General features: G+C 62.9%; 14 protein-coding genes and 1 pseudogene. 6 read left to right on the top strand and 9 right to left on the bottom strand.

Features of this window, described 5'->3' with window-relative positions; all coding sequences use genetic code 11:
* Window positions 1-19: 19 nt before the first annotated feature.
* The 4 genes from I6F35_RS23455 to murJ form a co-directional block, all read right to left on the bottom strand.
* Window positions 20-589 (bottom strand): NifU family protein, encoded by a 570-nt coding sequence (locus I6F35_RS23455; protein ID WP_225120024.1) that lies wholly within the window; start codon window positions 587-589, stop codon window positions 20-22.
* A gap of 116 nt (window positions 590-705) precedes the next feature.
* Window positions 706-1,200 (bottom strand): universal stress protein, encoded by a 495-nt coding sequence (locus I6F35_RS23450; RefSeq protein ID WP_225120023.1) that lies wholly within the window; start codon window positions 1,198-1,200, stop codon window positions 706-708.
* A gap of 85 nt (window positions 1,201-1,285) precedes the next feature.
* Complete coding sequence (trpS, locus tag I6F35_RS23445; RefSeq protein WP_225120022.1) at window positions 1,286-2,338, bottom strand: tryptophan--tRNA ligase; 1,053 nt, start codon at window positions 2,336-2,338, stop codon at window positions 1,286-1,288.
* Between the two features lie 66 nt (window positions 2,339-2,404).
* Window positions 2,405-3,946, bottom strand: a complete 1,542-nt coding sequence (gene murJ, locus I6F35_RS23440) for a murein biosynthesis integral membrane protein MurJ (RefSeq protein WP_225120021.1) — start codon at window positions 3,944-3,946, stop codon at window positions 2,405-2,407.
* A gap of 87 nt (window positions 3,947-4,033) precedes the next feature.
* Between murJ and I6F35_RS23435 the strand changes: the two genes are divergently transcribed.
* Window positions 4,034-5,035: an adenosine kinase gene (locus tag I6F35_RS23435; RefSeq protein ID WP_225120020.1), complete on the top strand. Its 1,002-nt coding sequence runs from the start codon at window positions 4,034-4,036 to the stop codon at window positions 5,033-5,035.
* Between the two features lie 1,003 nt (window positions 5,036-6,038).
* Here the strand turns inward: I6F35_RS23435 and I6F35_RS23430 are convergent.
* Window positions 6,039-6,995, bottom strand: a complete 957-nt coding sequence (locus I6F35_RS23430) for an NADP-dependent oxidoreductase (RefSeq protein ID WP_225120085.1) — start codon at window positions 6,993-6,995, stop codon at window positions 6,039-6,041.
* A 225-nt stretch (window positions 6,996-7,220) separates the two neighbouring features.
* Window positions 7,221-8,636, bottom strand: coding sequence for a PLP-dependent aminotransferase family protein (locus I6F35_RS23425; RefSeq protein WP_225120019.1), 1,416 nt, complete (start codon window positions 8,634-8,636; stop codon window positions 7,221-7,223).
* Window positions 8,637-8,744: 108 nt separating this feature from the next.
* On the opposite strand from I6F35_RS23425, the gene I6F35_RS23420 reads away from it, so the two are divergent.
* Together I6F35_RS23420 and I6F35_RS23415 are read left to right on the top strand one after the other, a co-directional pair.
* On the top strand, window positions 8,745-9,383 hold the full coding sequence (locus I6F35_RS23420; RefSeq protein WP_225120018.1) for an HD domain-containing protein: 639 nt from the start codon (window positions 8,745-8,747) through the stop codon (window positions 9,381-9,383).
* A gap of 80 nt (window positions 9,384-9,463) precedes the next feature.
* On the top strand, window positions 9,464-10,168 hold the full coding sequence (locus tag I6F35_RS23415; RefSeq protein ID WP_225120017.1) for a glutathione S-transferase N-terminal domain-containing protein: 705 nt from the start codon (window positions 9,464-9,466) through the stop codon (window positions 10,166-10,168).
* A gap of 131 nt (window positions 10,169-10,299) precedes the next feature.
* Here the strand turns inward: I6F35_RS23415 and I6F35_RS23410 are convergent, their stop codons facing one another.
* Window positions 10,300-11,493 (bottom strand): serine hydrolase domain-containing protein, encoded by a 1,194-nt coding sequence (locus I6F35_RS23410; RefSeq protein ID WP_225120016.1) that lies wholly within the window; start codon window positions 11,491-11,493, stop codon window positions 10,300-10,302.
* Window positions 11,494-11,789: 296 nt separating this feature from the next.
* Between I6F35_RS23410 and I6F35_RS23405 the strand changes: the two are divergent.
* Both I6F35_RS23405 and I6F35_RS23400 read left to right on the top strand, forming a co-directional pair.
* Window positions 11,790-12,109, top strand: a pseudogene (locus I6F35_RS23405) (hypothetical protein).
* A 215-nt stretch (window positions 12,110-12,324) separates the two neighbouring features.
* Window positions 12,325-13,821, top strand: a complete 1,497-nt coding sequence (locus tag I6F35_RS23400; protein WP_225120015.1) for an NAD-dependent succinate-semialdehyde dehydrogenase — start codon at window positions 12,325-12,327, stop codon at window positions 13,819-13,821.
* Between the two features lie 83 nt (window positions 13,822-13,904).
* Here I6F35_RS23400 and I6F35_RS23395 read toward each other — a convergent pair whose 3' ends face one another.
* Entirely contained in the window at window positions 13,905-14,819 is a 915-nt protein-coding gene (locus I6F35_RS23395) for a phosphoribosylaminoimidazolesuccinocarboxamide synthase (RefSeq protein WP_225120014.1), read from the bottom strand.
* Window positions 14,820-14,876: 57 nt separating this feature from the next.
* Window positions 14,877-15,794 (bottom strand): pirin family protein, encoded by a 918-nt coding sequence (locus I6F35_RS23390; RefSeq protein WP_225120013.1) that lies wholly within the window; start codon window positions 15,792-15,794, stop codon window positions 14,877-14,879.
* Window positions 15,795-15,954: 160 nt separating this feature from the next.
* Between I6F35_RS23390 and I6F35_RS23385 the strand changes: the two genes are divergently transcribed.
* The gene (locus tag I6F35_RS23385; RefSeq protein ID WP_225120012.1) at window positions 15,955-17,316 is read left to right on the top strand and encodes an MBOAT family O-acyltransferase; all 1,362 of its coding nucleotides are present in this window, start codon (window positions 15,955-15,957) and stop codon (window positions 17,314-17,316) included.
* Window positions 17,317-17,318: the final 2 nt, after the last annotated feature.

The following is a 17,318-nucleotide window of genomic DNA, read 5'->3' as shown; positions in this document are numbered from 1 at the left end:
TACGCACTCTTCGCGCTCCTCACATCGGGCGGACTTCGACCACGTCGGGGACAAAGTGCCGCAACAGATTCTGGATGCCGTGCTGCAGCGTCGCCGTCGAGGACGGGCAGCCGGAGCAGGCGCCCTTCATGTTGAGATAGACGACGCCGTCCTTGAAGCCGCGGAAGGTGATGTCGCCGCCGTCATTGGCAACTGCCGGCCGCACCCGCGTCTCGATCAGATCCTTGATCTGCTCGACCGTCTCGGCGTCTTCCTCATCGAAGAACTCGCCGTCCTCGTCGAGCGCCTCGTCATTTTCGGCACTGCCATCCGCGAGCAGCGGCGCGCCGGACATATAATGCTCCATGATCGCGCCGAGGATCGCGGGCTTCAGATGCTGCCAGTCGCCGTCGGCCTTGGTCACGGTGACGAAGTCGGAGCCATAGAACACGCCGGTGACGCCGGGCACGGCGAACAGCCGTTCGGCAAGCGGCGAGCGGATGGCGGCTTCGGGGCTCGCAAATTCCATGGTGCCGCTGGCGAGCACGGTACGGCCCGGAATGAACTTCAGCGTGGCGGGATTGGGGGTAGCTTCGGTCTGGATGAACATTTGTTTTCTCCGGCGTCGCCGGTTCAAGGCCGGCGCGTGAGGTTCCCTTAGCAGATGGCGACGGCGAACGCACGGATCAAGGCGGGAACCGCCGGTTCCGGCGATTAATCAACGAGTTACGACAGCGAATCGATCTCTTCGTCGGTCAGGCCGCCGGGCACGATGGTGACGGGAATCGGGAACGCGCCCATGATCTTGGCCATGGTGGTGATGAGCGGGCCCGGGCCCTCGGCTCCCGGATTGGCCGCCAGCACCAGGATCGAGATGTCCTCGTCCTTGTCGATGACGTCGAGGACCTGCTCGGTCGGGTCGCCCTCGCGAATCACCCGCTCGGGCGTGATCGCGGCAATGCCATTGGCGCGCCCTGCCGCGCGGTCGAGCGCCTCGTTGGCGGCCTCCTCGGCCTCCGCGCGCATGATGTCGGCGACCCCGAGCCATTGCTGGTTCTGGTCCTCGGTCTCGATGACGCGCAGCATCACGACGCCGCCGCCGACCCGGATCGCCCAGCGGCTGGCGTAGTAGACGGCGCGGTCCCATTCGGCGCTGTCGTCAACGATGACAAGACATTTTGGCTTGTGACCAGATTCGTAGCTTCGTCGCTGGGTGGTCATGCATGTCCCGGTGCATTATTGCCAAGCAACATATGGTGACACACTCCCTCTCCTTTTGGGAGAGGGCGCAATCGATGTTGATCGCCTAACGCTGCCGGATGAAGCCGACGACGTCCTTCGTGGCGCGCATGGTTTCATCGGCGATCACGCGGGCGCGGTTGGCGCCGTCGACCAGGATCTGATCGACATGGCCGGGATCGGCGACCAGCCGCTTCATTTCGGCCGCGATTGGCGACAGTTTCGCAACGCAAACGTCCACCAGCGCGTTCTTGAAGCTGGAGAACTGGCCGCCGCCGAAATCCTTCAGCACCTCCTGTTTGGTGATGCCGGCGAGCGCCGCATAGATGCCGACGAGATTGTCGGCTTCGGGCCGTGCCTCCAGGCCCTTTTCCTCTGACGGCAACGGCTCCGGATCGGTCTTGGCCTTGCGGATCTTCTGCGCAATGGTGTCGGCATCGTCGGTCAGGTTGATGCGCGAATTGTCCGAGGGTTCCGACTTCGACATCTTCTTGGTGCCGTCGCGCAGGCTCATCACGCGCGTCGCCGGGCCGGTGATCAGGGGCTCGGGCAGTGGGAAGAACAGGCCGTCGGCAAAGCCGTGGCCGCGGATCGAGTCGCCGAAGTCGTTATTGAACTTCTGCGCGATGTCGCGCGACAGTTCGAGATGCTGCTTCTGGTCCTCACCTACGGGCACATGGGTGGCGCGATAGAGCAGGATGTCGGCCGCCATCAGCACCGGATAGTCGTAGAGACCGACCGACGCGTTCTCGCGGTCCTTGCCGGCCTTCTCCTTGAACTGCGTCATCCGGTTCAGCCAGCCGATGCGCGCGACGCAGTTGAAGATCCAGGCAAGCTCGGCATGGCCGGCGATCTGGCTCTGATTGAAGACGATGTGCTTCTTCGGGTCGATGCCGCTCGCAATGAACGCCGCAGTCACCTCGCGGGTGTTGCGCGCCAGTTCCGCCGGGCCGCCCCAGACGTCCACGCCCTGGGTGATCGCGTGCATGTCGACGACGCAGTAGATGCAGTTGTGCGTGTCCTGCAGCTTGACGAAGTTGACGATGGCGCCGAGGTAATTGCCGAGGTGCAGATTGCCCGTCGGCTGGACGCCTGAAAAAACCCGTTCCACGAACGCCATGGTCTCAATTCCCGGAAAGTGCCACTTTGGCGGGCTCGTTTGCCATTTTGGTGCTATCCGCGCAAGTCAGGCGGCACGGTTTTGCCTGATCGCGGCGACCGCCTCGCGCCAGCCGATCACGCCGAACAGCTTCAAGAACAGGCCGTAGCTCGCCATGGCGGCGAAAACCACCACGAGCAGCACCATGGCCTGCGCCGGCCCGCGTGATCCGGCCGCCAGCGGCGCAAGTCCCTCGGCAAGCCAGAGCAGCGCGCCCATCGCGAGCGCCGCCAGGCAGATGCGCGGCAGCCGATCGCGCGCCTGCGCATCAATCGAGAAGCCGAACGTCGCTCCGCCCTTCCTGATCAAATAGAGCGCGTTGCTCCAGGCCCCGAGCGTGATGCCGGCCGCGATGCCGCGCGTTCCGAAAGAGTGACGGAGCAGGAACGCCGCCACGATCGCCACCAGGATGGCGGCCAGAGCCCCAAGCAGCGGCGTGCTTGTATCCTCGCGGGCGAAGAAGGCGGGCGACAGCGCTTTCACCAGCACATGCGCGGGCAGGCCGAGCGCAAGCCAGGTCAGCGCATGCGCGGTGGCCGTGGCGTCGTGCGCGGCGAATGCCCCATGCTCGAACAGCATCCGCACGATCGGATCGCTCAAGACGATGAGGCCAAGCGTCGCCGGCAGCGCGAGGCCAACCGCCAGCTCCAGCCCGCGCGATTCGGCGTGCGCGATTGAGCCGCGGTCGCCGCTGTGCAGCGCGCGGGTCATTTCCGGGATCAGCACCGTGCCCATGGCGACACCGACAATGCCAAGCGGCAGTTCGACCAGGCGGTTGGCGAAATAAAGCCAGGAGACCGCCGACGGCGAGGCGGAGGCGATCACCGCGCCCGCCACCATCAGCCATTGCGGCGCACTGCTTGCGATCATGCCGGGAATCGCCTTGCCGAGAAAACCGCGCATGTCCTTGTCGAAGGAGATGCGGAGCGGCGATGCGGCGTTGCCGCCGCGCAGCACCAGGATCGACAATTGCAGCAGTCCGGCGACGCCAACCGTCGCAGCGACGATCAGCGCGGCATGCGCCGCATCTCCTCGCCATACCAGCAGCACGGCCATCACCGCGATCAGCGCGATGTTGAACAGCAGCGGCGAGAATGCGGTGAGCGCAAATCGTGCCTGCGCGTTCAACAGCCCCATCATCACGGTGACCGGTCCTGCGAAGGCGAGATAGGGCAGCATCAGCCGCGCATTGTTGACCGCAAGCTCCAGCGTTTCGCGGCCGACAAATCCCGGCGCCAGCGCCGCAATCACCAGCGGCATCAGCAGGCCGATCACAAGGGAAGCCACGATCAGCGCGGCGCTGATGGTGCCAAGCACGCGGCCGGCGAAGGCCGCGGCGGCGGCCGCGCCTTCCGTCTCACGCAGGCGCAACCAGGCGGGTATCAGCGCGGCATTCAGCGCGCCCTCGGTCAGCAGCCGCCTCACCACATTGACCATTTGGAAGGCAACCAGGAACGCGTCGGCCACGGCGCCAGCGCCAAGCAGCGCCGCGATGATGGAATCGCGGGCAAATCCAAGCAGCCGTGAGGCCAGCGTTCCCGATGAGACGGTGAGGAAGGAGCGGATCATATGACTTCTATATAACAGCCACTTGGCTTGCTGGCGCCATGTTGATCTGATAGGGCGCAACCTTCGCAATCGCCAGAAGGATGGATAATGGCCGACGCAAAATATGACGTTCTCGGGATCGGCAACGCGATTTTCGACGTCCTGGTCAGAACAGACGAAGCGTTCCTCAGCCGTCACGGCATGACCAAGGGCAGTATGTCGCTGATCGACGAAGCCCGCGCCGGCGCGATCTACCAGGACATGGGCCCGGCGACCGAGATGTCCGGAGGCTCGGCGGCCAATACCATCGTCGGCGTCGCCAATTTCGGCGCCCGCGCGGCCTATGTCGGCAAGATCAAGGACGATCAGATCGGCCGGCTCTATGCCCACGACATCCGCGCCGCTGGCGTTGCATTCGAGACCAGGCCTGCCGCCGATGGCCCCGCCACCGGCTGCTCCTATATCCTGGTGACGGGGGATGGCGAGCGCACCATGAACACCTATCTCGGCGCCGCGCAGGATCTGACGCCGGCCGATATCGATGAAGCGCAGGTCGCGGCGTCCCGGATCGTCTATCTCGAAGGCTATCTCTGGGATCCCGCCAGCGCCAAGCAGGCCTTCGTCAAGGCTGCAGGAATCGCGCATGGCGCGGGCCGCCAGGTCGCGCTGACCTTGTCCGACTCGTTTTGTGTCGATCGCTACCGCGACGAATTTCTCGAATTGATGCGCAAGGGCACGGTGGATCTGGTCTTCGCCAACGAAGCCGAGCTGCGCTCGCTGTATCAGACCGCTGATTTCGACAGCGCGCTGAAGCAGTTCCGTATCGATGCCAAGCTTGGCGTCGTCACCCGCAGCGAGAAGGGTTGCGTGGTGGCATCGAAGGACGGCGTCACCGCCGTGCCGGCGTTCCCGATCGAGCAACTGGTGGATACGACCGGCGCCGGCGATCTCTTCGCCGCCGGTTTCATGTTCGGGCTGGTTCGCGATGCCGGCTATGAAAACGCCGGCCGGCTCGGCGCGCTTGCGGCCGCGGAAGTGATTCAACACATCGGCGCAAGACCGCAGACGTCGCTGAAGGAGCTGGCGCAGCAGAACCGCTTGCCGGTTTGAGCTGCTCTCACGCCGCACACCGGTGTCGTCCCCGCGAAGGCGGGGATTAACAACCACAGGGAGCTGTTGTGGCCAGAGCAAGTGGTTGCAACGGGGCACAATATAAACGCCTGTGGTTATGGGTCCCGGCTCCCGGCTACGCCAAGACTTCGCCGCGGCGCGGCAAGGCCGGGACGACCGGGGAAGAGATACTGATTCAAATGTCAAACAGCTTCTCCGCTGGCATCGTCCGCCACCGGGTCGGCCGAACGGCCGCCCCGTTGGCGGGGCATGACGGTGGAGTGTGAGGAGAGGATATGAATTTGCATTCTCGCGGCGCGTTGCGTCCGAGCTTTGCTTCACTTTCCACCCTCTCATTGAAGTGAGGGCGCAGGGAAAGCCGGGTGCCGGTCGCACCCGTGGGCCCCGTGCAACAAAAAACACGGGGGTAGGACCACAGGTCAACCGGAGCAACACCGGCTTTCCCTGCGCAGTGGTTTACGGCTTACTTCGTGCTCTTCTCGGTGACCGGGCTTTCTTGCCACCGTCGCTCCGTTCAACGAACAGAACTTAGCGCCAGCGTCGGGGCGCCAGAACCACACGACTTCGCCGTCCGTGATGTGTGTGCTCGTCAGTCACACCCGTCACGTCCACCGCATCTCACCGCACGTTCGTGACGATCGCGAGCCGCCCCTCATTTGGGTGAGACGCGCGGAGTTAAATCACTGATTTGCCCGACGACGGAAGCGGAATGTTTTTCGCGGGAGGGCTGGACAGGGCAAATCAGGTTGATTGGATTGAGGAAATTTCCACGAACGCAACTCGTCATTCCGGGCCGACCGAAGGACGAGCCCGGAATCCATTTCTCCGCTCGCGCATGCGGCCCAATGGATTCCGGGCCTGCGCCTCATGGCGCATCCCGGAATGACGGCGGTAGTCGTGGTGAGCCCTGAGAGCAGAAGCAGGCGGATTGACCCAATAACGAGTCCGCCAGCTCGCCGCCACACTCATGGTTAGCTCCAACTCAGGTCGGCGCGGTGACTTCGCCCGAGCTCCCCACATCGAGAATGATCTTCCCTTTCGGCGACGGTCGCTGGCCTTCCAACATCATATGGGCTTCTCGCGCAGCGGCAAAAGGAAGAACTGCGCCGACGCGGGTTTTCAGTTCACCGCGATCAATGAGATCGGCAATTTTGCGCAGACGCTCCGTGGTCACTTCCACCAGGAAGAAGGCTGCGGTGACCCCATGGTGCTTTGCGCGGTCTTGATCGGGCTGGGACACAGCGGAGATCAGCCTGCCGCCCCGGCGAAGAACCTGAAAAGAGCGTATTTGCGTGTCGCCTCCGACGAGATCCAGTACCGCGTCCGCATCCTTCACCTCTTCCTCGAAGTGTTGCGTGTGATAGTCCAATACTCTGTCGGCACCGAGGGACCGCACGTACTCGACGTCTTTGGCCCCCGCGGTGGCGATTGAACGCAGGCGAGCGCGACGAGCGAGCTGAACCGCGTAGGCTCCGACGTTTCCCGCAGCTCCGTGAATGACGACCGTCTGCCCGGCTTCGAGGCGAGCGTGATCGAACAAGGCTTGCCATGCGGTGACCGCAACGACGGGAACGGAAGCCGCTTCGGCATAGCTCAGCGAGCCTGGTTTCTTCGCGAGCATCCCGGCAGAAGCCACGGCGTATTCTGCGTAAGCACCAAGGAACTGGCTGTTGGTCACTCCGAAAACCTGATCTCCGACAGCGATGCCGGAAGTGCCAGCTGCAACGGCCGCGACTGTTCCGGACAGATCGGAGCCGAGCGTAAGAGGAAGAGGCTGCGGCAACGCGCTCTTGCCGGCCCTGATCCACCCGTCCCAGGGACCGACTCCGGCTGCGTGAACAGCGACAAGGACCTCGCCCGGACCAGGCACTGGCCTCGGAACCCGATCCAAAATCATCACTTCCGGCGGTCCGAATTCGTGTACTCGCCATGCCGCCATGGAGCAGCGAGCAGAAGCTTGGGACGCATCGTCGACGGGGGTGTTTGCCATTTTTTGGACTCTCTACCAAGACGCGGGTCAGCTTGAAAAACCAGCATCGGCCATTGATCCGGCAGCCGGCTCGCCTCAACCGGTGCTACCGTTCAGAGGTAGGGGGCAGGCTGATCGGGAACAGTACCAAGATCGGCAACTCTCAATGTACCATCGAGAGACGTCGCATCGAATTCATTCGCAATGCAATCGCGCCAATTCCAACAGCCGACGACAGTCCGCCGGCAGCCGCCGTTCATCGAGGTTGGTCACGCCGAGCAGTAATCCCTGCTGTCGGGAAGACTGCATGTACCACGGTGACAGCGGTGCCGGCGCCAAGCCGAACTGTAGGGCGCGCGAAGCGATGGCCACGTCTGCCGCAAACTCGGGAAGCAAGAGAACCACTGCCAGACCGGCGGTTGCTTGCACCTTGATCGCGTCGGGCGCCATCTCTCCCAGGTAACGGAGCAGGGTCTCCCGTCGGGCGGCGTAGAGCCGCTTCATGCGGCGCAGATGGCGAAGATAGTGCCCGTCCCGCAGGAATTCCGCCACGGCGCGCTGCACGGCCGCAGCCGGCGCCGGCGCCAAACAAGCAGCGAGCTCGCCGAACCGACGCCCGAGTTCCGGCGGAACGACCACAAATCCAAGGCGCAGGCCCGGGCTGATCGTTTTGCTGAAACTGCCGATGTGCAGCACCCGGCCTCCATGATCCAGAGATGCAAGGGCCGGGGCCGCGCGTCCTTTCAGCTGCAGCTCGCTCAGGTAGTCGTCCTCGATGATCCAGGCGTCGTTCTGTCGAGCCCAGGCGATCAGTGCAAGCCGGCGCGGCAGCGACATCGTCATCCCAAGCGGCGCCTGCTGGCCTGGTGTTACAACTGCCAACGCCGCTCCTCCGGCGGTCTTGACCCCAGCGGCAACATCAAGTCCTTCTGCATCGACCCGAACAGCTGTCACGCCAATGCCGGCGAGACCGAGGGCGGTGCGAGTGAGCGGAAAGCCTGGATCCTCGATCCAAGCTCCCATCCTTTCAAGCTGAAGACCGCGAATCGCCAAACCGAGTGCGCCGGAGAATCCGCCCGTTATGAGCACCTGAGAGGGGCTGCACCGAATTCCGCGGGCCAGCCCCAAGTAAGCCGCGATTTCCTTTCGCAACTCCGGATCGCCGCGCGGATCCGGATACGTCACCGGCGCTGCCGCAACCACTCGGGTCTCACGAGTCAGGATGCGCGACCACAGCTTGAACGGAAAGGCGTCTTGAGAGGGGACGCCCATCTGAAATGCCCGCGGTGCGCTTCCGAACTCATAAAAGAGGTCCGGTAGAGGCGGCGCTTCCGGCGACCAGTCAGGCGTTGAGGATCGGGATGGGCGCTCCGCGACACGAGTTCCTGCCGACCCGAGACCGATCGCGAATTGCTCCGCGACGAGACGTTCGTAGGCCACACGCACGGTGCCGCGGGAGACGCCGAGCTGAGCGGCCAGATCGCGCCAGGAGGGCAACCGCGCGCCGGTAGCGAGCCGCCCGTTCTCGATGCTCTCTCGGATCGCACGATAGATCTGGGCAGCCAGTGGTGTCCTTCTGGCACGATCAACTTGGATGGGGAGGACGGCCATCGCGCGATGGTACAGTCAAAATTGGCAATCTTGGTACTGTTTTATGATCAGGGCGGTCCGATCTATTTCCTGTAACCAGCAGCACAGATACAGAGACGGAGTTCAACAATGGCCGATGTTATTTCTGGCGTTAAGATCCCCGATAGCAAGATCGCACGCCAGGCCGCCGAACTCGTGCGACACCATGAAACCGAGTTGTTGTTCAACCACTCGGTTCGCGTGTTTGTGTTCGGTGCGATGAAGGGAATCCGCCAGAACCTGAAATTCGATTCTGAACTGCTTTACGTCGCGGCGCTGTTTCACGATCTGGGTCTTGTCCACTCTTACCACACCGACACGAAGCGGTTTGAAGTCGATGGGGCCGACGCAGCCCGCGAATTCCTCAAGAGCCATGGCATCCCTGATCCGAAAGCGGATCTGGTGTGGGAAGCAATCGCCTTACATACCACGCCAGGTATCCCTCAATACATGCGGCCAGAAATAGCGCTCACGAACGCGGGCGTTCTGGTGGACGTCGTCGGCATTGGATATGACGACTATACGCGAGAGCAGCGCGACCAGGTCATTGCCGCGTTTCCTCGTGGTGATTTCAAGAATGAGTTCATTCAGGTTCAGACGTGTTCGGCCTTGAAGAAGCCCCAGACCACGTTCGGCACAGTCAATGTCGATTACATCGAAGATCACGACCCCACATTTCGCAAGCCAAACGCGTGCGTTCGGATACGCAATACTCCGTGGCTCAGCTGAACCGTCATGCCCTGAATTCACTCCGCTGTGATGCTTACCACCTCTAAACATGTAATCGACCCGTAAGAGCGAGTTCAGAGATGCCAAAATTTGCTGATTTCCCGATCACACAGCGCTGGCCTGCGAAATACCCGGATCGCCTGCAACTCTATTCGCTGCCGACACCCAACGGCGTGAAGGTGTCGATTATGCTGGAGGAGATCGGACTATCTTACGAAGTGCATCTGGTCGACTTCAACAAGGGCGACCAGCACACGCCCGAATTTCTTTCGCTCAATCCCAACGGCAAGATTCCCGCGATTCTCGATCCAAACGGTCCGGATGGTCAGCCGCTGCCTTTGTTCGAATCCGGCGCCATCCTGCAATATTTGGCGGAGAAGACCGGCAAGCTTTTGCCGAGCAACGCAGCTCGCCGCTACACGACTATCCAGTGGGTGCATTTCCAGATTGGTGGGATCGGACCGATGTTTGGCCAGCTCGGCTTCTTCAACAAATTCGCAGGCCGTGAATACGAGGACAAGCGTCCACTTCAGCGGTACGTCGACGAATCCAAACGCCTGCTGGGCGTCATGGAAACGCATCTCGCCGGGCGCGAGTGGATCATGGACGATGAATATACCATCGCCGACATTTCGATGCTTGGCTGGGTGCGCAACCTGATCGGGTTCTATGAGGCGCGCGAACTCGTCGAGTTCGACAGTCTTCAAGAAGTGCCAGCCTGGCTCGAGCGCGGCCTCGCGCGGCACGCAGTGCAGCGTGGATTGAACATCCCGCAGAGGCCGTGAAAGGGCTGGTGGTCTTCTTAATCCGCCAGATCCGTGGTTCGGTTCAAGGCAGGGCAGATGTGGCGAGCGGGCGGATTACGCGTTTCGCCCTCGCGATCGGCGAAGGCGAAAAGCTAATCCGCCCTACGTCATCAGGCCGCCTTCTGGCCGCTGCCGACATCCAGCCCGGCATAGACGCCGCGCTCGAAGCCGGCGAAGGCCTCCAGGCATTTGCCGTCGCCGAACGGCAAGAGCTGCATCAGGATCACGCCGGTGACGTCGCGGGTCGGATCGATCCAGTAATAGGTGTTGGCGAGGCCCGCCCAGGCGAGGCTGTTCGCGCTGCGTCCCTCCGGCGTCTTCAAGGTGTTGATGAGGAAGCTCAGGCCCCACTTCTTGTCCATGTCGGGATAGAGATCGACGTCGTTGGACAACGTGAGATCGGCCGAAACCATCTTGGTGACGTTGAGATCGCCCATGTGGTTCTGGCCCATCAGCGCCACGGTCTCCGGCTTCAGCACCTGGTTGCCGTTGCCGCGGCCCTTGTTGAGGATCATCCGCGTGAACTTGATGTAGTCGCCCGCGGTCGAGTAGAGGCCGCCGCCGCCCATGTGGAATTCCGGCTCCTGTTCCAGTTCGAACGGGATCGGCGCGAGCGTGCCGTCGGGAGTCCGGGCATGCATGCCGACCAGGCGGCGGCGCATGGCATCGGTGATCTTGAAGCCGGTGTCACTCATGCCGAGCGGCGCGAACAGATGGTCGCGCAAATAGGCGTCGAGCCGTTTGCCGCTCGCCGCTTCAACGGCCTTGCCGATGAAATCGATGTTGATGCCATATTCCCAGCGTGTGCCGGGATCCGACATCAGCGGCGCCTTCAACGCGTCGTTCTTGCAGGTGGTGATGGCGGGCAGCCCGTGCTTCTCCAGGTATTTCACGGCATCGCTGTTCCATATGCCGTAGCAGAAGCCCGCGGTATGGGTCATCAGGTGGCGCAGCGTGATCGGCGTCCTCGCCGGCCGCAGCCTGGGCTCGCCAACGGCGTCGAAACCTTCGAGCACCTGCGGCGAAGCGAGATCAGGCAGCACCTTGCCGATCGGCTCATCCAGCGAGAGCTTGCCCTGCTCGACGAGCTGCATCGCGCCCGCGCTCGTCACCGCCTTGGTCATCGAGGCGATCCAGAACACGCTGTCCGTCGTCATGGCATCGTCTTTGCCGAGGTCGCGTTTGCCGAACGCGTTCTCGTAGATGACTTCGTTGCCGGTCGCGGCAATCGCGACCACGCCGGGAATTTCCTTCGCCTCGCATTTCTGACGCAGAATCTGATCGATCTGAGCTTTGCTCTGCATGGGGTCGCCTCCGTTTTATCGTTGGGGACCGCGATCTTCTTACCGCGCAGCGCGTCCTGCAAGCCGGTGGTTCGGGGATTTTGATTTCAAAATGCAGCAGCGGCGGCCTCGTAAATCTCGCGGCGGCTGGGGAGCGGTCTCGACGACGACCAGGAACCGTCCACGACAACGTGACTTGGTATTGATACCCGTCAATGATTTTGTGAATAACGCATTCAGATTCCAGCGCAAAAGTGCTTCTGGACTGAATGTTTTGAAGCAAATGGTTGCTTTCGGAGTGACTTAAGGGTGTGGCGATGATCTCGACCTGGAGTGAGTGGAAACGGTATCCCCGGCCCGGCCGCGGCGAGAACATCGAAGCGCCAATCAGCCCCGGCCTCTACGAGGTCCGCTACGCCGGCACCGGCGCGCTGCATTCCTTCGAAGCGGTCGACAATGTCGCACAGGCGCTGGCGCTGCTGCAGGTCGCGCCCAGGTCGTGGTTCGGTCGCCCTGACCCGGCCAAGTTGCCGGAGCTCGAATACCGCACCTGCGCAACGTCTTCGAAGGCCGATGCCAAGGGGCGGCGGAGCGCATGATCGGGCGTCGCGAAACCTATCTGCACGGCGCGGCCTAGAGCTTCGGTCTGATTAATCAGAACCGAAGCTCTAGATCCATGTTTGGACGCGTTTTCTTCACGCGAAACGGGGTCCACTTCGCTTGAAAACGCTCTAGCTGCTCCCGCACCCCCCACAAAATCGCTTGACGCGTCCGCTGTCAGGAGACGATGCATTGCGCCCGGTTTCGACCTATGTTTGGGCGATACGCCCAGAAAATTGCAGGAGTAACGCCATGAATCCGCCCGCTGCCGCACGCGCTTCAGAGCCCTCAGCGACGTCGCTTCGCGATCGCCTGAAAGACCCCTCGCTGCTGCGCGACCGCTGCTACATTGATGGCGCCTGGGTCGGTACCCCGGTTTTCTCGGTCAATAATCCGGCCACCGGCGCCGAACTGGTGAAGATCCCGCAGATGAGCGCCGATGACGCCACCAGGGCGGTCGAGGCTGCGGAACGCGCGTTCCCGGCCTGGGCCAAGCTGACGGCCAAGCAGCGTTCCAACATCCTGCGCAAATGGTTCGAGCTGATCATCGCCAACCGCGAGGATCTGGCGCTGATCCTGACCTCGGAACAGGGCAAGCCGCTGGCCGAGGCGCTCGGCGAGGTCGATATCGGCGGCGCCTATGTCGAGTTCTTTGCCGAGGAGGCCCGCCGGGTCTATGGCGAGACCATCCCGACCCAGCGGCCGGATGCGCGGCTGCTCGCGATCAAGCAGCCGATCGGTGTCTGCGGTGCGATCACGCCGTGGAACTTCCCGAACTCGATGATCACCCGCAAGGTTTCGCCGGCGCTCGCCGCGGGCTGCACCGTGGTGCTGAAGCCCGCCAACGAAACGCCGCTGTCGGCGCTGGCGCTGGCGGCGCTCGCCGAGAAGGCCGGCGTGCCGAAGGGCGTGTTCAACATCATCACCGGCGATGCGCCGCCGATCGGCAAGGTGCTGTGCGAGCACCCTGCGGTGCGCTTCGTCGGCTTCACCGGCTCGACCGAGGTCGGCAAGATCCTGTACCGGCAGGCGTCGGTCGGCGTGAAGAAGCTCGGGCTGGAACTCGGCGGCAACGCGCCCTTCGTCGTGTTCGACGATGCCGACATCGATGCCGCGGTCGAGGGCGCGATCGTCTCGAAATACCGCAACATGGGCCAGACCTGCGTCTGCGCCAACCGCCTCTATGCCCAGGACAAGATCTACGACGAGTTCGTGCAGAAGCTCTCCAAGAAGGTTGCGGCGATGAAGATCGGCGACGGCACCGAGCAGGGCGTGGTGCAGGGGCCGCTGATCAACATGGAAGCGATCGAGAAGGTCGAGCGGCACATCGCCGACGCGGTGAAGGGCGGCGCCAAGATCGTCACCGGCGGCAAGCGCTCTTCGCTCGGCCGCACCTTCTTCGAGCCGACGGTGCTGTCCGACGTCAAGGCGGATGCGCTTGTCTCGCAGGAGGAGACGTTCGGTCCGCTCGCGCCGGTGATCCGCTTCAAGGATGAAGCCGACGTGATCGCGATGTGCAACAAATCGCCGTTCGGCCTCGCGTCGTACTTCTATTCGCGCGACCTCGGGCGGGTGTGGCGAGTCGCGGAGGCGCTGGAATCAGGCATGGTCGGTGTCAACACCGGCCTGATCACGACCGAAGTCGCGCCGTTCGGCGGCGTCAAGGAGAGCGGCTTGGGGCGCGAAGGTTCGCATCACGGCATGGAAGAATATGTCGAGATCAAATACGTGATGATGGCGGGGGTGTAGTCCCTCATCACGGCCTGTGGTCGCGGATGGTGGGCAAAGCGTAGCGTGCCCACCACCGGCACTCCGCTCGAAATGACGGGAGGTTAGATCTTCAATTCGCTGCCGGTCACGCGCCGATAGGCCTCCAGGTAGCGCTTGCTGGTCGCCTCCACCACGCTTGCCGGCAATGGCGGCGCTGGAGCATCACCGTTCCAGCGGCCGGCGCGGCGCTCCGTTTCGAGATAATCGCGCAAGGGCTGCTTGTCGAAGCTCGGCTGCGGCTGGCCGGTCTTGTAGACATCGACCGCCCAGAAGCGCGACGAGTCCGGCGTCATCACCTCGTCGATCAGGATGATCCGTCCGTCCCGGTCGCGGCCGAATTCGAACTTGGTGTCGGCGATGATGATGCCGCGCTCGCGGCTCACCTCTTCGCCATAGGCATAGACCGCGCGCGCCATCCGTTCCAGCGTGTCGGCGACGTCGTGGCCGACGATCTCGCGCACGCGGGCCACCGTGATGTTCTCGTCATGCCCGGTCTCGGCCTTGGTCGCCGGGCTGAAGATCGCAGGCTCGAGCTTGGCGCTTTCGACCAGGCCGGCCGGCAGCTTTTCGCCGGCGAGCGTGCCGTGGGCGGCATATTCCTTCCAGGCCGAGCCCGAGATGTAGCCGCGGATCACGCATTCGATCGGGAACACGGTGGTGCGCCGGCACAGCATCGCGCGGCCTGCGATCTCGTCGCGATGGTCCTTCAGCGCGGGCACCTCGCGGATGATCTCGTCGGCATCGGCACTGATCATGTGATGCGGCACGGTGCTCTCGAGCTGGCGAAACCACCATGCGCTGATCTGGGTCAGCACCGCGCCCTTCATCGGGATGGTCTCGGCCATCACCACGTCGAACGCCGAGATGCGATCGGTGGTGAGGAGAAGCACGCGGTCGTCGCCGACGGCATAGACATCGCGGACCTTGCCGCGGCCGATCCGTGGCAAGGGCAGGTCGCTGGCGCGCATCGCATTCATCGGTCAGACCTTCAACTCAGTCGCCCGCGAGATTGCGAGCGGCGAAGGGGAGATAGCTCACTCCGGCAGCGGAATGAACTCATGTTCCTGTGGGACGGCTGCGAAACGTCCGGTTTTCCAGTCCTGTTTGGCCTGCTCGATCCGCTCCTTGCTGGAGGAGACGAAATTCCACCAGATGTGCCGCGGGCCTTCCAGCGCGTCGCCGCCCAGGAACATCATCCGCGTCGGCTGCAGCGCCTTCACGGTGATGCGGTCACCGGGCCGGAAGATCAGCAGGCGCGGGCCTTCATAGCGTTCGTTGGCGATCTCGACTTCGCCATCAACGAGATAGATCGCGCGCTCCTCGTGATCGGGGTCGAGCGGCACGCTGGTGCCGGCCTCCGCCGTGACCTCGGTGTAGAACCAGGGCGAGACCATCTCGACCGGCGAGGAGATGCCGAATGATGAGCCCGCGATGACGCGCGCGGTGAAGCCGCGCTCGGTGATCATCGGCAGGTCGCCGGCGGCATAATGCTGGAACGACGGGGCGATCTCCTCTCTGGCCTGAGGCAGCGCGATCCAGCTCTGCAGGCCCAGCATCTTCTGGCCGTCGCGGCGCTGCACGTCGGGCGTGCGCTCGGAATGGGCGATGCCGCGGCCCGCGGTCATCAGGTTCATCGCGCCGGGCTGGATCTCCTGGATGTTGCCCTCGCTGTCGCGGTGCATGATGCTGCCGTCGAACAGATAGGTGACGGTGGCAAGTCCGATATGCGGATGCGGCCGCACGTCCATGCCCTTGCCGGCGAGAAACTGCATCGGCCCGAAATGATCGAAGAAGATGAAAGGGCCGACCATCTGCCGCTTGCCATGCGGCAGCGCGCGCCGCACGGCAAAACCGTCGCCGAGATCGCGCGTGCGCGGCACGATGACGAGCTCCAGCGCGTCGCAGGTCTTGGGGTCGCCGAGGATCGGATCGTTGGAGGGAAGCCAGCTCATGATAGGACTCCTGATTTCGTGGCTTGATGATAGCAAAAATCCGCCGCTTGTATGTCCGCGGATGTGTCGCGGGCGAGGGCGCCGGCGTTTCGCGGCTTGACTTGAGAATTGCCGATGGGGCATGGCATGGGTTTCAAGGTTCCTGCGAGGCCCCCGGAACATGACTTTCACGTCGTGGCAATTCGGCTTGTTTGCCGCGATCGTATTCGTCGCCTACTACCTCCCGCCGCTCCGGCGGTTTCAGGTCCAGCTTCTGGTCGTTGCGAGCCTGTTCTTCTATGGATACGGCCAGCCCGAATTGCTGCCGCTGCTCGCGGTCGCGGTCGGCGGCACCTATCTGTTCCTGGCGCTCTCGCTCGATGACCGCCGCTGGCTGCCGGTCGGCATCGTCTTCAACCTCGCGCTGCTTGCCTTCTTCAAATACAAATTCCTGTTCCTCGATCCGAAGGCGCCGGCGCTGGTCGACAATGCGGCGATCGACTTCCTCCTGAAGCTGCCACTGCCGATCGGCATTTCCTTTTTCGTCTTCCATAATATCAGCCTCCTGGTCGACCTGACGCGCAGCAAGGCATTGCGGCCACCTCTTGCCGACGTCTTCCTCTACATCATCTTCTTTCCGCAGCTCGTCTCCGGGCCGATCACGCGCGCCGGCATGTTCATGCCGCAGATACAGCCGAAGCAGCTTGCGGACGTACCGTTCGTGGAAGCTGCGAAATGGATCATCGCGGGTTTCTTCTTCAAGCTCTACGTGGCCAACAATCTCAACGAGATGACGGCCTATATGGACTTCCCGCTCTACGAGACGCTGCAGACGCAGGACCGCTGGCTGCTCGTTTTCCTCTACAGCTACCAGATCTATGCCGACTTCTTCGGCTATTCGGCGATCGCGATCGGGCTGGCGCTGCTGTTCGGCTATCGCCTGCCGATCAATTTCGACCTGCCCTACACGTCCGTGTCGTTCTCGGAATTCTGGACGCGCTGGCACATCTCGCTGTCGACCTGGCTGCGCGCCTATCTCTACATTCCCTTAGGCGGAAACCGGTACGGACGTGTCAGGACCTATCTCAACCTGATGATCGTGATGGGGCTCGGCGGCCTCTGGCACGGTGCGGGCTTCAGCTATCTGGCGTGGGGCCTGCTGCACGGATTGTTTCTCGTGATCGAGCGGCCGTTCCTGCATCTGCTGCAGGCGATCGATTCGGTGCCGCTGCGGGTCCTGCGGATGGGGGTGGTGTTCTTCTGCGTCACCATGGCCTGGATCTTCTTCAAGCTGCCGAATTTCGAGCATGCGCTCGCCTATCTCACCGGCATGTTCTCGCCCACCACGAATCCGAATCCGCCCAAATTGTTCTACAATCTTGCGCTGCTCTACGCGCTGCCGGTCCTGCTGCAGCATATGCGCATCGCATCGCTGTTCGAGACCGCGCTGACGCGGTGGGAGCCCTATGTCTACGGTGCGCTGGTCGCGCTCGCCTATCTGGAGGCGGGGCCGGAGAGCGCCTTCATCTATTTCCAGTTCTGATC

It is taken from the genome of Bradyrhizobium sp. BRP22, from assembly GCF_020194175.1.
Classification (GTDB): Bacteria; Pseudomonadota; Alphaproteobacteria; order Rhizobiales; family Xanthobacteraceae; genus Bradyrhizobium.
The sequence above is the reverse complement of the archived record's forward strand: the minus strand, read 5'-3'. Positions and strand labels throughout refer to the sequence as shown.

Excerpts from the sequence above, each read along its gene's own strand:
- I6F35_RS23430 (WP_225120085.1), bottom strand. The coding sequence starts at position 6,995 with ATGGCGGCATGGCGAGTACACGAATTCGGACCGCCGGAAGTGATGATT.
- I6F35_RS23400 (WP_225120015.1), top strand. The coding sequence starts at position 12,325 with ATGAATCCGCCCGCTGCCGCACGCGCTTCAGAGCCCTCAGCGACGTCG.
- I6F35_RS23420 (WP_225120018.1), top strand. The coding sequence starts at position 8,745 with ATGGCCGATGTTATTTCTGGCGTTAAGATCCCCGATAGCAAGATCGCA.
- I6F35_RS23455 (WP_225120024.1), bottom strand. The coding sequence starts at position 589 with ATGTTCATCCAGACCGAAGCTACCCCCAATCCCGCCACGCTGAAGTTC.
- I6F35_RS23385 (WP_225120012.1), top strand. The coding sequence starts at position 15,955 with ATGACTTTCACGTCGTGGCAATTCGGCTTGTTTGCCGCGATCGTATTC.
- I6F35_RS23410 (WP_225120016.1), bottom strand. The coding sequence starts at position 11,493 with ATGCAGAGCAAAGCTCAGATCGATCAGATTCTGCGTCAGAAATGCGAG.
- murJ (WP_225120021.1), bottom strand. The coding sequence starts at position 3,946 with ATGATCCGCTCCTTCCTCACCGTCTCATCGGGAACGCTGGCCTCACGG.
- I6F35_RS23450 (WP_225120023.1), bottom strand. The coding sequence starts at position 1,200 with ATGACCACCCAGCGACGAAGCTACGAATCTGGTCACAAGCCAAAATGT.
- trpS (WP_225120022.1), bottom strand. The coding sequence starts at position 2,338 with ATGGCGTTCGTGGAACGGGTTTTTTCAGGCGTCCAGCCGACGGGCAAT.
- I6F35_RS23425 (WP_225120019.1), bottom strand. The coding sequence starts at position 8,636 with ATGGCCGTCCTCCCCATCCAAGTTGATCGTGCCAGAAGGACACCACTG.
- I6F35_RS23390 (WP_225120013.1), bottom strand. The coding sequence starts at position 15,794 with ATGAGCTGGCTTCCCTCCAACGATCCGATCCTCGGCGACCCCAAGACC.
- I6F35_RS23415 (WP_225120017.1), top strand. The coding sequence starts at position 9,464 with ATGCCAAAATTTGCTGATTTCCCGATCACACAGCGCTGGCCTGCGAAA.
- I6F35_RS23435 (WP_225120020.1), top strand. The coding sequence starts at position 4,034 with ATGGCCGACGCAAAATATGACGTTCTCGGGATCGGCAACGCGATTTTC.
- I6F35_RS23395 (WP_225120014.1), bottom strand. The coding sequence starts at position 14,819 with ATGAATGCGATGCGCGCCAGCGACCTGCCCTTGCCACGGATCGGCCGC.